13 protein-coding genes are annotated in these 14,344 nt (G+C 34.6%); 8 read left to right on the plus strand and 5 right to left on the minus strand.

Annotation, left to right across the window (positions count from 1 at the left end; translation table 11 throughout):
- Positions 1–46 precede the first annotated feature (46 nt).
- Genes J8281_RS18500 through J8281_RS18510 form a run of 3 tightly spaced genes read left to right on the plus strand, consistent with a single transcriptional unit; the run spans position 47 to position 2,895 of the window.
- The gene (locus tag J8281_RS18500) at positions 47–1,432 is read left to right on the plus strand and encodes a M28 family peptidase (RefSeq protein WP_210199155.1); all 1,386 of its coding nucleotides are present in this window, start codon (positions 47–49) and stop codon (positions 1,430–1,432) included.
- Between the two features lie 19 nt (positions 1,433–1,451).
- Positions 1,452–2,153 carry a hypothetical protein gene (locus J8281_RS18505; protein ID WP_210199156.1) on the plus strand — a complete coding sequence of 234 codons (702 nt, stop codon included), beginning with the start codon at positions 1,452–1,454 and terminating at the stop codon, positions 2,151–2,153.
- Complete coding sequence (locus J8281_RS18510; RefSeq protein WP_210199157.1) at positions 2,140–2,895, plus strand: hypothetical protein; 756 nt, start codon at positions 2,140–2,142, stop codon at positions 2,893–2,895. The genes J8281_RS18505 and J8281_RS18510 overlap by 14 nt, the downstream gene beginning before the upstream one ends.
- Positions 2,896–2,903: 8 nt before the next feature.
- Here the strand turns inward: J8281_RS18510 and J8281_RS18515 are convergent, their stop codons facing one another.
- Entirely contained in the window at positions 2,904–3,269 is a 366-nt protein-coding gene (locus J8281_RS18515; protein ID WP_210199158.1) for a hypothetical protein, read from the minus strand.
- A gap of 86 nt (positions 3,270–3,355) precedes the next feature.
- Here J8281_RS18515 and J8281_RS18520 point away from each other — a divergent pair, with 86 nt between their 5' ends.
- The 4 genes from J8281_RS18520 (at position 3,356) to J8281_RS18535 (ending at position 7,337) form a co-directional block, all read left to right on the plus strand.
- Entirely contained in the window at positions 3,356–4,726 is a 1,371-nt protein-coding gene (locus J8281_RS18520) for an MATE family efflux transporter (RefSeq protein WP_210199159.1), read from the plus strand.
- A 599-nt stretch (positions 4,727–5,325) separates the two neighbouring features.
- Complete coding sequence (locus J8281_RS18525; protein WP_210199160.1) at positions 5,326–6,411, plus strand: OmpA family protein; 1,086 nt, start codon at positions 5,326–5,328, stop codon at positions 6,409–6,411.
- A gap of 111 nt (positions 6,412–6,522) precedes the next feature.
- A complete protein-coding gene (locus tag J8281_RS18530) occupies positions 6,523–6,747 on the plus strand; it encodes a hypothetical protein (protein ID WP_210199161.1) in 225 nt (74 codons plus the stop codon).
- 14 nt (positions 6,748–6,761) lie between these two features.
- Entirely contained in the window at positions 6,762–7,337 is a 576-nt protein-coding gene (locus J8281_RS18535; protein ID WP_210199162.1) for a phosphatase PAP2 family protein, read from the plus strand.
- Between the two features lie 498 nt (positions 7,338–7,835).
- Here the strand turns inward: J8281_RS18535 and J8281_RS18540 are convergent, their stop codons facing one another.
- Together J8281_RS18540 and J8281_RS18545 are read right to left on the minus strand one after the other, a co-directional pair.
- Positions 7,836–10,079, minus strand: a complete 2,244-nt coding sequence (locus tag J8281_RS18540; RefSeq protein WP_210199163.1) for a transglycosylase domain-containing protein — start codon at positions 10,077–10,079, stop codon at positions 7,836–7,838.
- 221 nt (positions 10,080–10,300) lie between these two features.
- Positions 10,301–11,839, minus strand: a complete 1,539-nt coding sequence (locus J8281_RS18545) for a BCCT family transporter (RefSeq protein ID WP_256437922.1) — start codon at positions 11,837–11,839, stop codon at positions 10,301–10,303.
- A gap of 363 nt (positions 11,840–12,202) precedes the next feature.
- Between J8281_RS18545 and J8281_RS18550 the strand changes: the two genes are divergently transcribed.
- The gene (locus J8281_RS18550; RefSeq protein WP_246849165.1) at positions 12,203–12,487 is read left to right on the plus strand and encodes a hypothetical protein; all 285 of its coding nucleotides are present in this window, start codon (positions 12,203–12,205) and stop codon (positions 12,485–12,487) included.
- Between the two features lie 112 nt (positions 12,488–12,599).
- Here the strand turns inward: J8281_RS18550 and meaB are convergent, their stop codons facing one another.
- Together meaB and J8281_RS18560 are read right to left on the minus strand one after the other, a co-directional pair.
- The gene (gene meaB / locus J8281_RS18555; RefSeq protein ID WP_371812638.1) at positions 12,600–13,673 is read right to left on the minus strand and encodes a methylmalonyl Co-A mutase-associated GTPase MeaB; all 1,074 of its coding nucleotides are present in this window, start codon (positions 13,671–13,673) and stop codon (positions 12,600–12,602) included.
- Between the two features lie 62 nt (positions 13,674–13,735).
- Positions 13,736–14,290 carry a DUF2911 domain-containing protein gene (locus tag J8281_RS18560; protein WP_246849166.1) on the minus strand — a complete coding sequence of 185 codons (555 nt, stop codon included), beginning with the start codon at positions 14,288–14,290 and terminating at the stop codon, positions 13,736–13,738.
- Between the last annotated feature and the right edge of the window lie 54 nt (positions 14,291–14,344).

Genomic DNA, 14,344 nt, shown 5'->3' on the forward strand with positions numbered 1-14,344 from the left:
TGAAGCCACTACTCACAAAATAAATACATCGAATATAATTACGCTTATGTCAAAAAAAATAATTTTTATTCTTTTAGTATGGTCTACACATTGTTTTGCCCAAAATAAGGTACAGCAGGATTCTACAATGCTCAAAAAATTGTATGACACTTCGTTACTTAATGGCAAAAGCTATACATGGTTGGATTATTTATCAAATCAGATAGGGGGTCGGCTTTCTGGTTCTGTTAATGCTCAAAAAGCAGTAGAGTGGGCTGAGAAAGAATTAAATACCTTGGGGTTGGATAAAGTTTGGCTTCAGTCGGTAATGGTTCCAAAATGGACTCGGGGTGTAACAGAGTTTGCCTATATTGAAACTGAACCCGGTAGAACTACAAACGTACCTATCTGTGCTCTAGGAGGATCTGTTCCTACGCCTATCGGTGGTATCAAAGCTTCGGTAGTAGAAGTAAAAGGAATAGAGGATCTTCGAAAATTGGGATCAGATCAAATTACAGGAAAGATTGTGTTTTTTAACCGACCTATGCAGGCAGATCTTATAGAAACATTCAAAGCCTACGGAGGATGTGTTGATCAAAGGTATTCTGGAGCTGCCGAAGCTGCAAATTTTGGAGCAGTAGGTGTAATTGTACGATCAATGAATTTGAGACTAGACGACTATCCGCATACGGGAGCTATGAGTTATGGTAATTTACCAGATGCCGATAAGATTCCGGCAGCAGCGATAAGTACGAATGGCGCAGATCTATTGAGTTCTATGCTTACGCTTAATCCTGATATCAAGTTTCATATCAATATGAATTGCCGAACCTGGAAAGATGTAGAGTCATTCAATGTGATTGGTGAGATTACGGGTAGCGAATTGCCTAACGAATATATGGTGGTTGGTGGCCATTTGGACTCCTGGGATTTAGGAGATGGTGCACATGATGATGGGGCCGGGGTGGTACAATCTATGGAAGTATTACGATTATTTAAAGAAATAGGGTACGCCCCTAAACGATCTTTGCGGGTAGTATTATTTATGAATGAAGAAAATGGATTAAGAGGCGGTAAAAAATATGCAGCAGTAGCAAAAAGTAAAGGTGAAAATCACGTTTTTGCTCTAGAAAGTGATTCGGGAGGGTTTACTCCACGCGGATTTTCGTTTGATTGTGATGATGCCAATTTTGAACAAGTCAAAAGCTGGACTACATTGTTTGAGCCTTATTTGATTCATTATTTTGCCAAAGGCGGAAGCGGTGCTGATATTGGTCCGTTAAAAAAAGAAGGTATAGTACTGGCCGGATTGCGACCAGATTCTCAACGCTATTTTGATTACCATCATGCTAAAAACGACACTTTTGATGCCATAAATAAGCGCGAACTCGAATTAGGAGCAGCAACCATGGCTAGTTTGGTGTATCTTTTTGATAGGTATGGGGTAAAATAATCAGTATTTAAATTTTTTGATGAAAGAAAATGTAATCGGGATATTAATACTTATCTTATATTTTTCTCCCGTTCTGTACCAATTGGTTATTGTTCTAAAGGAATATAAAGCAGGAAATAGAAAACCTTTCAAAAAGCTCAAAAGATTCTTGAAAGTCAGTTTTCTAATTCTAATTCCCATCCTAATAATATTCGTAATATTAAGCCATACAAATTATCTCAATTATGAAAGTCCTATCACATACGATAGGATTGACCAAATTACTTTTGAAAATTTCAGAGGGATAGAATTTTTTAAGAAGTCGTTATACGGAAATAAGCGTTTTGCTTACGTTGTCACATCAATAGAAAGTGATATTGATGGTAATGAAGTGACTGTTCAATCATATTTTCATCCATCCAGGTCATTTGTGTATAATAATCATTCTACTAGTAAGGAATTATTATCTCATGAATTGTATCATTTTAAAATTACGGAGTTGTACACTAGAAAATTAAAAAAGAAACTATCTAATCTTAAAACTAACAATACTGCGGTTATTGAAGAAATCATAAGCAACACTCGTATAGAAGAAAGAAGCTACCAAAAACAATATGATTATGACACTTTTCACAGTTACGTTTATGGAGAGCAAAAAAAGTACGAGAAAATTATTGATAGTTTATTAAATTTGCTTTCCAAATTTAAACAACCAAAAGTAATTATTAATGATGAGAGTTAAGTTTTTTTTACTCGTATTGGTAAGTCTTTCCTTTATCAAATGTGACGATAAAAACGCTAAATACCCTACTGATAAAAGGTATTGGGATCCAATGGATTATGCTAATGTTATAACAGAACTAAAGTATGGTTACGAATCAGATGAGGTGTTGCCGAGCTATAAAGATCCAGAAAGTAAAGTTGTATTTGAAAAATTGATTGATCAACAAAATTTCAAGGTGATCCTGGATGATGATGAACTGGGTAAAAAACATAGAAATGAGGTTGCATCTGACTTTTTCATGCGTTGGAGAGATATGAATTCAATTTATAGGCAACGAGACAGAAAGGATAATTTCATTTATGACCGAGAATTGATTAAAGTTTGGCATTTTGGTTTGAGTTTACAATTAAGATATTTCAAATTGGGAAATGATGTGATAACTAAAACTTCAGCAGATCCAAATTCTGGACAATCAAGTAGGTTGATAAATTCGAATATAAGAAGTTTACTGAGCAATTTCAATAATTATCTTGATGAAATTAATGAGGAAAAATCTTTTTCTGAAGAAGGAAAGAAAATGATTAGCGAAGGAATTGATGAATACTTTTCAAAATTAGTTGATTTGTATCCAGAAGCTAACTATAGCGCGATACAGAGGAATATTGAATTGTTAAATAAAAAGTCTCAATCTTCAGACATCAAAGCATCTTTAACAAAATTGAATGATCTAATAAAATCTAAAAAAGAAACGCAGGTGTAGTTTCATCATCAACAATCAAACGCTCCATCGCATACAATCATGATATAACATATTGCTATACAACTTACCATGATATTCAGTAACGGTAGGCTGGCAAATACAATGGTTCCAAGATTTCGTTTTTTAACAAACAAAATCCATGCGACGATCAAGCTTATACCCGTAATAAAAGGATACACTAAAAAGCTTATAAAAAGTAGTAGTGTAGGTAGGCTATCTTGAGATCCTGAACTGTCAAACATCATGACCGACATCATAATCACCAGTAAAGACGGAATGATAAGTAATCCAAAAATAAGTGTAGTGATAATAAGATAGTTTCTAGTATAGTTTCTTTTTTTATTTTGATTGTCTAAAGTGGGAGGATGGGACATAATTTTAGATTTCGACAGTTAAATATACAATAACATTAGCTTATTTTAGCTAGGTTCTTCTACCTTTACAGCCCTTAAATTAAGAAATGCTGCAACACTACACTAAAGAGTTTCGATACAACCTTACTCTAGCTGCTCCTGTAATGATGGGGATGATAGGGCATACGCTTGTTGCATTGGTCGACAATATTATGGTCGGGCAATTAGGAACGGCAGAACTGGCAGCCGTATCTTTAGGAAATAGTTTTATGTTTATAGCTATGTCACTAGGGATCGGATTCTCTACGGCAATTACCCCGTTAATGGCAGAGGCAGATGCCGGTCGTAATTTTAAAAACGGTAGATCTATCTTCAAAAACGGTCTTTTTTTATGTACGACACTAGGTATCGTACTATTCGTGCTTATTTTGTGGGCCAAACCGCTCTTATACTTTATGAAACAACCTGTCGAAGTAGTAGAATTAGCATTGCCTTATCTTGATCTGGTGGCTTTTTCGCTGGTTCCTTTAATAGGTTTTCAAGGCTTAAAACAATTTTCTGATGGACTGTCGATGACCCGATACCCTATGTATGCAACCTTAATTGCTAACGTGGTTAATGTATTTCTGAATTATGTTTTGATTTTTGGAAAGTTTGGTTTTCCAGAAATGGGAATAGTTGGAGCTGCCATAGGGACCCTGGCTTCGAGATTTGTAATGGTTATATTTTTATGGATTTTACTAAAGGCTAATAAAAAATCGAAGGTGTATATCAAAAATTTTCAAGTTTTTGTTGTAGAAAGTAAAATGATCAAGAAAATAATTGCATTAGGCTTTCCTTCTGCTTTACAAATGTTTTTTGAAGTTGCTATTTTTACAGCAGCCATATGGTTGTCGGGTATTTTAGGAAAAAATCCTCAAGCGGCGAATCAAATTGCTTTAAATCTCTCGTCGATGACCTTTATGGTGGCTATGGGATTAAGCGTTGCAGCAATGGTTCGTGTAGGTAACCAAAAAGGACTTCAAAGGTTTGCCGACTTACGTAGAATTGCAATTTCCATTTTTTTATTGAGTTTTTTGATAGCCACCCTTTTTGCACTGGTTTTTATAATTTTTAATCAAATGTTACCTAAAATATACTTAGATGTAGAGGATCCAGAAAATATAGCAGACAATGTTGAGGTTATTCAAATAGCGGCACGTCTTCTTCTTGTCGCCGCATTATTTCAAATATCTGATGCGATACAAGTTACTGTTTTGGGGGCTTTACGAGGGTTACAGGATGTAAAAATACCTACATTCATCACCTTTATTGCCTACTGGATTATCGGTTTTCCCATAAGCTATTATTTAGGGTTGTATACAGAATTTAAAAGTTCAGGGATTTGGATAGGTTTACTTGCAGGTCTTACGGTTTCTGCAATATTGCTATACCTTAGATTTGACTTATTGACAAAAAATCTAATTAAAAAAGGGTAATTTGTAGATCGCAATACATTGAAAATACGTATTGGATACTTTATGTGTTTAAACCTTTTTTGGATATCCGTTTTATGTAATAAAGACATTTTTTAGCGTCATTCCGAATTTATTTCGGAATCTCATCTTGCTTATAAACAACGATTTATAACGAGATCCTGAAACAAGTTCAGGTTGACGGTTATATTTTATTCTTCATTACGGATATTCAATAAATATTTTAATTATTTGAAAACCGAATAATTAAAAAATTAAGAACGTAGGTAACCGCTACGCTCTCAAATTAAAAAGTTTTACGAATATCCGCAATTTAACCTAAACGGTTTGCGTCAAGCTGAATACTGAAACGAGTTCAACACAGGCTCGTTTCAGCTTCTCATCTCAATGTACTGAAAATAAACTTCGTGAGATCCTGAAATGAATTCAGGATGACTTCTCAGTTAAATTTTAGGTATAATAATAGACAATCAATAAAAGTTTAAACCAGTTCATTCCCTTTTGTGAAGTAATTTTTAAAATTTTATTACTATTCGTTTTTTGCGTTTATTTGCTAATAACTAATAATTAACTATCTTTCCAAAAAAACAGATCATACAAAAATGAGAGTCCCAAATTCTAAATTTTGTCTACTGCTGGTTTTATGCATGGTATTTATAAGCTATGATATCAACAGCCAGGATTTTGAACATAGTAGAACTCAAAATCTTATACCCAATCCAAGTTTTGAAGAAGTACATACTGCGTTAAGGCGTATTGAAATGGAAATGCAAAATTTTAGCATTATGAAGGATTGGAAAGCTTCGATTAATACTCCAGATGCTTATCATCCTCAATTAGAACTTGTTAAATTTACACACCGTTCTCCTAATTTTTTAAAACAATTTGGAAAGCAAGACCCTCGAACTGGAGAAGGAAAAGTTGGAATGTATATCGCAGGCGGTACATATAAAGAGGGAGTAACCGCAAAACTGAAGCGTCCTCTCGGCGCAGGAAAGTATTATTATTTTCATATGTACGTGTCTTTGGGAGAAGGAATTTCTAACTCATGCACCTCTTCAATAGGATCTTATTTTAGTGCAAGAGATCCTAAAATAACATTGACTTCCAAACTTCAACTACATGTAGAATCCTCAAAAATGGTGTGCGATACTAAGCAATGGGTTAAAGTTTGTGGTGTGTATCGTGCTAAAGGAACAGAAAAATACATTTCATTAGGCTATTTTTCAGACAGCCCCAGAGGTAAGTCTGTAAAAGGTGGTAAATACGATACAGGCTATTATTTTGTAGATGATGTATTACTTATGGAAATGAGAGCTCCTAAAAACCTAGTTGCAGGTCAGATTTGTAACATGGCGCTTGATTTTTCACCAATTGAGTTTTTAATAGGAGAAAGTGAAATCTATACCGAAATCCAGAAAGCTCTAGATTCGTATATTCAATATGTGACCATATTCAAAGTTAATTCAGTTAAAATTATTGGTCATGCCGATGATGCTGGTTCTGCTTTCGAAAATGAAATTATGTCTGCTATGAGAGCGAGTAATGTAAAACAGTATATGATTGAGAAGGGAGTAGAAGAATCTTTAATAGAAATCGTTGCTGCAGGAGATACAATACCAGTGGTTGATGAAGATTCTGATTTGGATCCTGATTCGAATAATAGGGTTGAAATCAAAATCGAGTAACACTTTTTCGGCTTTGCCATGACAAGTTATTTTTAAACGCGCCGACATATAAAAGACTTACTTTAAGGTTCTCTGCCTTAGTAAATTTTATGGATTGAAAACACTATATTTATGAACTTTCCAAAATTTCTCTTGGGCGATAATACCGATTACCCTACCGCAATTTTTGTTATCCATACCGAGTACCCAAGGTTTATTATTAATTTGGAAAATGATGAGGTAGAATGGCTCGAAGAATTTGATAAAAATGATGAGAAAGAGTTGGTAGAGGAAGCAGAAAATCTTTTTCAGTCGGCGAATGACTTTTATGACCGCGAAATAGAACGATACGAGTAAATTCAAAATAAATAATGGAAACGCTAATACAATTAGATAAAGATCTGTTTTTATTTCTTAATAATCTGGGTACTTCAACATGGGATGGTTTTTGGTTATTTATGACCGAAAAATTTTATCAAATACCTTTGTACCTCGTATTGCTCTTCTTTTTTTATAAATATTACGGCATACGTGGCACTGTAATCACATTGCTTTTGGTAGCAGTATTAATTACTGCATCAGATCAATTGGCTAATTTGTTCAAATATGTGTTATTTCAAAGACCTCGACCTTGCCGTGCAGAAGGTGTAGCAGAGTTTACCCGATATATTGCTGAGCGCTGCGGTCGATATGGCTATTTTTCTGGTCATGCTACCAATTCGATGGCACTTGCCTTTTTTACGGGATTGGCCCTTTGTACCCATCTAAAGTATATCTTTCCATTTATGGTGATTTGGGCCGTAATCGTGAGCTATAGTAGAATATATGTGGGAGTACATTATCCGGCAGATGTTATTACAGGAATGGCAGCCGGAATTCTATTAGGTGTTGCCGCGTTTAAATTGCATTCGTATTTGATTATGCGATATGGTAAAGAAAAGCCTTAAGAATTTACATTAAGTATAGAATAATCAAAAGTTCTATATAAATTGAGCTAAGGGATTTTAACATAATTTGAAATCCACAAAATTAATTAGTGAAAAATATATAAAATATCATTAGTGTCCGATAAAAAAGTTGATAAGCTCTGAAAACCTCTATTACCATTAAAAAATTATGAGTTTATTGAAAAGACACCTTGCTTTTCTAAAATTTAGACAACTTATTTTGAAAATGAATCGCTTTTACTTCAAAAACCATAATAGAAAAGTATTTACAAATAAGTCTTTGTTCTATTTTCTAGCAGTGCAGCGGTCTATTTTCTTTAACAGACAATACTGATTAAAAGTATAGAAAATAGAGTTCGCAATAAGAATATTCATTTGAAAACCAGTTTTAGCGTAAAAATTTCTTGAAAAAAATGATGATGATTATGCATTTTATGTAGTAGCCACCACTTGATCTGACAGTTATTATTTATCTAACATCATGCCTTTGCGCCAAATTTATTCTTTTCCAAACCTTCTCTTTTTCTTCTTCTTACCAAAAATACGTTTCAATAAATGATCACGTTTTTCAGGGTTACAATCTAAGTCGTTTTTTACTTTTTCATCGGGGAGTTCGAATTTCGAAGTAGTGATAGGATTAAAATCAGGTTCTTTGCTCATCTTTTGATATAATTTGGCGAAAATCGGAAGCGCAGTGTTCGCTCCCTGACCTAGAGTCGTAGTTTTAAATCCAATTCCATAATTGTCGTTTCCAACCCAGGTGACAACCACCAGTTTTGGAGTAATACCCACGAACCAGCCGTCTTTATTATCCTGCGTGGTTCCTGTTTTACCTGCAATATCGTTGTCAAGATCATATTTTGTTCTTATTCTTTTTGCCGTTCCTTCTTCTACTGTAGATTTCATCATTTCTAATAGTACTTGCCTTGTGTAAGGACTATATGCCGGCTCTATAACATGATCAGGTTCAAAAGTGGCAATGAGATTACCATTTTTGTCTTCAATTTTAGAAATATAGTACGGTTTTACAGCTTTACCTTCGTTAACATAACTTGCGTAAGCCCCTGCAAGATCTTTGATTTTAATTCCGTCAGTACCCAATGCCATAGCAGGTTCTTGGGCTAGAGAATCGGTTATACCAAGTTTTTTTACTTGATCTACTACTATTGGAATACCCACCTCATTCAACACTTTAACAGCTATAGTGTTTACAGAAGTGCTCAGTGCTTTTTCCAACGTATAATTTATATAGGGATCATCGTTATCACCAGCATTTTTTGGGGTCCAATTATCCAGGTTGGTATATATAATCTCTTTAGTCGAAAAGTAAGAACAAGGTTTCATTCCGTTTTCAATAGCTGCGGTATATACAAAAGGCTTAAAAGTAGACCCCACTTGTCTTTTGCTTTGCGAAACATGATCATATTTAAAGTATCTATAATCGATTCCGCCAATGTAGCCCATCACGGCACCGGTATTAGGATCTATCGCAATCATGCCGGTATTGAGAAACTTAAGATAGTGTTGCATACTGTCTAGCGATGAGAATTTCTTTTTTTTGTTACCTTTCCATTCGAAAACTTCAATGTCCTTTTTTATGGATAATGAATCTTCAATTTGCTGTTTAGAAAGGCCAAGGCTTTTCAGTTTTTGATATGCATCCAGGTGTGTTAAAGTGGTTTGAAGTAGCTTTTCATTAGTTTGCCACGGAGCATCATTACCATATGAAATTTCATATTCTTGCTGCAATATCTGCATATGTTCTTTCATCGATGCCTCTGCCATAGATTGCATACGAACGTCTAATGTGGTATGTATGATCAAACCGTCTTTATAAATATCGTAGGCACTACCATCTGATTTTTTGTAGTCTAGAATCTTTGTTATTGCATCTTTTTTTACTGCTTCTCTAAAATAAGGAGCTATGCCTAAATCATGATTAAAATACTGATAATCTAATGCTATAGGTTTGGTTATAATTTGCTGAACCCGAGCCTCACTTATATACTCGTATTTTGCCATTTGTTTGAGTACGACATCTCTTCTACGCTGACTCCTTTCAGGAAATAGCCTGGGATTATAACTATGATTTGCTTTAAGCGAACCAATAAGTACCGCCGCTTCTGGCAACGATAATTCGTGTGTGGGTTTACTAAAAAATTTTTGTGCAGCACTTTCTATTCCGTAGGTATTATCAGGAAATGGAACGGTATTGAGGTATAAGGTTAATATTTCTTTCTTTGAGTATATATCTTCTATTCTCTTCGCGATAAAAGATTCTTTCAATTTATTGATTACCGTACCAAATACACGATAATCTTTGCGGCCAAATAAATTTTTAGCAAGTTGTAAGGTAATCGTGCTTCCGCCACCTGCAGACTTGTCCCTTAACAAAATGGTTTTAAAAAATACCCTGAGCAAACTTGTATTATCAACCCCATCATGTTCGTAAAACCGAACATCTTCTGTCGCAAGTAATGCATCTAATACATGTTGGGGAATAGCTTCAAAAGTAATAGGCTGCCTGTCGTAAATGAAATATTTTCCGATAAGGCGACCATTTTTATCTAAGACCTGAGTGGCTTCAGCTTGTGTAAGCTTACTTAATTCTTTTTTGTCAGGAAGTTTTCCGAAAGCACCAAAATAGATACTCAGATAAAAGCAAAAAAATAGTATGAAAAGTGCTAAAATACCAAAGAGTAGTCCTTTGAACCATTTTTTGTGTACTATTTCTTTTATCATAAATGAGGTTTGAACTTTTTTAATTTAGCCATAACGCCGAATTATCAAGATTATTTAAATGATATCACTTTTATGAATATCCGTAATTTAACCTAAACGGTTTGCGTTAAGCTGAACTCATTTCAGCTTCTCATCTCAATGTACTGAAAATAAACTTAATGAGATCCCGAAATGAATTCAGGATGACTTCTCAGTTAAATTTTAGGTATAATAACGGACAATCAATTATCACTTTTGTAATTTTTTCTGAAATCTATGATAAACAATACAATCATAAAGACCATAAGTATAGCAAATGGAAGTGAGGTAATAATCAATAGCTTTTGCATCGCTATTAATACATTAATTTCTGCTTTTACATTTCCTAATAAGAGAATTCCTATTGAAAAGATGAATACGATAACACTCCACAAAAAACGATGTCGTTTTGAAGGTTCTTGTCTTCCGTTATCGGTGAACATACTTAAAACGAAAATTGCAGAATCTAGAGAAGTTACCAAAAAACTTATCAAAAGAAGTACAACAATAGTATTAATTATTCCTTGAAAAGGATAATGTTCAAAAAATATAAAAATAGAGCTAAATACATCGTCAAATTGTCCCTGGTACGTTCCCATATCTTCTATAATAGAGAATGCCGATTGCCCAAAGGTAGTGAACCAGAAAAAAGTACCCAACGATGGCACAAGCAGTACCCCCAAAATTAATTCTCGTAACGTTCTACCTTTAGAAATTCGTGCGATAAAAATACCTGTAAAAGGTGCCCAAGCAAGCCAAAATGCCCAATAGTAATAGGTCCAGTCTGTCAAAAAGGCTTCTCCGGGGTTGTAATTGCCGTAGGCTAAACTTAACGGGATAAAATCTACGATATAGTGGTATAATGAAACGATAAACTGTCTTATGATATGTATGCTATCACCTTGAACGAATATAAAAAGCAAAAGCCCTATGGTACAATAAATATTCAAAGTTGAAATTACTTTGATCCCTTTATTAACTCCTCTAAATACAGAGATAAAAGCCAATATAGAAATAAGAAGCAATACGAGTATGGTAAGGGTAAGTCCCATATCGTGATGTAAGAGATGAGTAAGCCCACCTTTAATTTGCGTAGTGCCTAGACCAACAGCAGCCACCAGACCAAAAACCGTGGTGAGGATTGCCAGGATATCGACACTATTAAAAATTAAATGTTGTTGTTTTTTAGAGGTTATAAAATTTTCGACAGAAGAAAATGCACTGCTAGACAATACTTTTTTTGATCTCACGAAAAGATAATATCCGATTGCAATAGCAAAAACGGCATAAAACGCCCATGCCGTAAATCCCCATTGATAAAATGTATATTCTAGAGCTATGATATCGGTATGTGTGTCTATGCCTAGCGGAGGGTGATTTTTCATAAAAACAGGTTCTTGTACAGCTCTAAGCAATATACCCGCTCCCATGCCTGCACTATACAACATAGATATCCATGCTAGGCGAGAAAACTGCGGTCGGTCACTTGGGATTCCAAGTCGTCGTTTTCCCCATTTTGAACATGTCAAAACTATTAATAGTAGCACGCATAAGAGACCCAGCCATAAATAGAATCTTCCAAATCGTTGGCGTATGATCACCGATAATAATTCAATTTTATGATATGTTTGTAAGGTAAATACATAAAGAAAGAACGACAAAAAAATCAGAATGCTTAATGAAATATAAAGAAGGCGGTTTTTTTTGAATTTGAACGTTATACTAGAAAATTTACGTGTCAAAATAGTTGTTTCTTTAGCTAAGCAATCTGCATGACCAATATCATAAAAAGTTTTTAGAATACTTTAATTTAGTTGGTGTAATTTCGAATTTTGAAGCTATCGCAAACATTTTGGTTGCAGAATGAACCTCTTTCCTAATTTTAACAAGTAAAAATCTCAAAAAAATTATATTTTTTTTGAGCCGTATTTCTTAAAAGTATCGTTTTTTTTAATAAACTTGTAATAGCATAGGACTAGAAATGCGAAATACCCGAATAGAACGTTACTTGGGGTTTATTGAGTTAGATAATCCCAAGGTTTGTATTATAGCAAAAGATATAAACTTTACTATAAGTTATTTGTAACTAACTAAACCTGCAAACCATGAGAAGAGTAATTGTTGACTACAAAAAATTAAATAAGAATATTTTAAATCTTCTTGTCGAAAAATTTCCAGATGGCTATGACGATAGCGATATAGTTTCATTTAAAAATCATCATAATGAAGCTATCGAGGCTGTCGAAGTTCGAACTGAAGATACAGTGTATCTGGTGAAAATTAGCAAACGCCTCGCAGACACTATGGAAAGTTTTGATGATGATTCTTCTAGTGTTGATGTTCCTGAAGAAGTAGGTGATGATCACGCTGGTGATTTGGGTGATAAATAACATACTCCTAATCAACTTCAGATGTTAAGTCTACAGTTAATCGACCTGAAAAAGTAAACTTCTTTGGTATAAATCCTCTGGAGGTGCCTGTAAAATTAAGGTCAATTAGGTATCATTCTTTAAATAAATCAAACAACAGCCTAGCCGCGGCAAAAGGTGTAACCTCGTGTTGCTGTACTGCTTCTATTTTAGCTTGTAATGCTTTTTTAATACGAGGATGGGTATAAAATGAAGATTTTAACTGCTCTTCTATGGTTTGTAATAGCCAGAATTTGTTTTGTTGCTTTCTGTTTTGATAAAAAAAGCCGTTTTCGACAGTAAGAGTTATGTATTTTTCGACGAGTTCCCAGATTTCTGTAATCCCGGTATTTTCTATAGCACTACAGCTAAGCACCTCTGGCTGCCAGCTACTTTCTGCAATAGGGTACAGGTGCAGCGCTTTTTTGAATTGGTTTTTAGCTTCTCGTGCGCGTTTTACATTATCTCCATCTGCTTTATTGATAATAATAGCATCTGCCATCTCAATAATTCCTCTTTTAATGCCTTGCAATTCATCACCGGCACCAGCGAGTTTGAGTAGTAAAAAAAAATCTACCATACTATGTACTGCGGTTTCACTTTGACCAACACCCACTGTTTCTATAATTATCACATCATAACCCGCAGCCTCGCATAACACGATAGATTCTCTTGTTTTTTGTGCAACCCCTCCCAAAGAATTTCCAGAGGGCGAAGGTCGAATGTATGCCTTATTAGACCGCACCAGGGATTCCATTCTGGTTTTGTCGCCTAAAATGCTTCCATGAGAAACCGTGCTGCTAGGATCAACAGCAAGAACGGCTATTTTTTTACCTTGCTGAATCAAAATAGTGCCCAAGGCTTCAATAAAAGTGCTTTTCCCTACACCGGGAACACCAGTAATTCCTATCCTGATAGAGTTATTAGCAAAGGGTAAACATTTTTCTATAAGTTGTTGTGCTTTGGTTGCATGCGTTTTTTGAGTGCTTTCGATTAGCGTAATCCCCTTACTTAGAGCTACAGTATCGCATGAAATTATATTGTCAAAAAGCATCTCGACAGAAATTTGTTTCTGCTGTAATTTTTTAAACTTTTTAATAACCTGATCATTAGTACTGACAGGTACCTTCGAAGTCGAATTTGTATTTTTAGAAAGATGTTTAGACACAAAATAGCTTTATCACAAAGTTATAAATTCCTTTTTTGGAAAGGGTATACTACTAAAATAATCTAGTTTTTTGTCGCTACTCTAATAGGAATCGCTACAGCAGTTCTATCCCAGGCTAAATAAAGTAAAGAAAAATCGTTGGCGCTTTCAAAATATATACTAAACTGTTCTTTACGATTAAAAAGAGGCATAACAGGCACTTCGATAGTAAGAACATCAAACTCAGATTCGTATTGCAACGTACCATCTATATGTACCGCCCAATGGTAGGGCTTACTATTAAAAATAATTTTCCATGAGGAAGGATTAGGAATAGTCCATAGTGTATAAGTTCCCTTTTTTAGTAATGTTCCGTCTATTACAAGGTCGCTGCTTGCTGTAAATGTTGTTGCTTCGTTGGCACCGGTTCTCCATACTTCTCCAAAAGGGACTAATCCTCCAAAAATCTTTCGGTCTTTTTTATAAGGTCTGTTATAGAAAATAGTGATAGTAGCATCTTTAATAGTATGTTCAATCGTTTCTTCTGGGCTATATTTTTTGGTATGCTGTTTTAAAAAATAAAAACCACCTATTGCGATTAGCACTACGCTAACTAATGATATTACTAGTATTTTCAAGAAATTAGACATAGCCAAAAATGTAAATAAGAATACGAAGATAGTCTATTTTAC

The sequence above is a fragment of the Aquimarina sp. U1-2 genome (assembly GCF_017897595.1).
Taxonomy (GTDB): domain Bacteria; phylum Bacteroidota; class Bacteroidia; order Flavobacteriales; family Flavobacteriaceae; genus Aquimarina.